Genomic DNA, 773 nt, shown 5'->3' on the forward strand with positions numbered 1-773 from the left:
ACCCCTGGAGACAGCATCGGCATCGAAAAACGTGAGTCCTTCAGTATTTTCGATACCTTTAAGGAAGCGATGTCTTGGTCGGATAAATCCGTTTCCGATACATCAGCGACCGCGAAGTTGCACCAAATGACTGAGGAATTTCAAGCCGCGTTCATCCATTTGAACAAAGCTCGAACCGACGTGGGTGCAAGGCTGAGCACGCTCGATATTCAAGAGCAAAACCACGAAGACTTTAACTTGTCTTTGGCAAAAGCAAAGAGCAATTTTGAGGATTTGGATTACTCCAAAGCCGTGATCGAGTTCAGTGAGAACTCGCGTGCATTGCAGGCCTCGCAACAAGCTTTTGGCAAAACAAAAGACCTGACATTGTTTAACTACATTTAATGATTTGACGGCCAGCGGCGAATAACGACAACGAGAGATTTTGATGCCTTATGTGCCAAGCCTTAAGTGCGAGAAATTTCAAAAGTCGTTGAGGTGAGTGAGCGGCATGTTTTTACCGAATGCGGCAAAGGCACCAGTGGCAATGTGAGCGGCAAGCTTCTCTTGGTGTGAAAATATCTTCATCTCATAGAGAAAGAGGTCGAAAACAGCGAGTGTGTTATCTAACTTATTGTTTATTTATCTATTTTAATTTGGAATCGATATCTTAAATAAGTTGGCACACAAATTGTATTGAATAATGTCAGAACAGATTTCGAGATTCTAAACCCTGCGTTAAAGGCAGATTTAGCAAGTAATTTTTACGGTCAGTGCTTATCCAAATGAGAGTA

1 protein-coding gene is annotated in these 773 nt (G+C 42.4%); it reads left to right on the top strand.

Annotated elements, in window-relative coordinates:
- On the top strand, positions 1-384 hold a 384-nt coding region (locus tag R7R24_RS26355), incomplete at its 5' end, for a flagellin (protein WP_318120068.1).
- Between the last annotated feature and the right edge of the window lie 389 nt (positions 385-773).

It is taken from the genome of Vibrio sp. 704 (assembly GCF_033339295.1).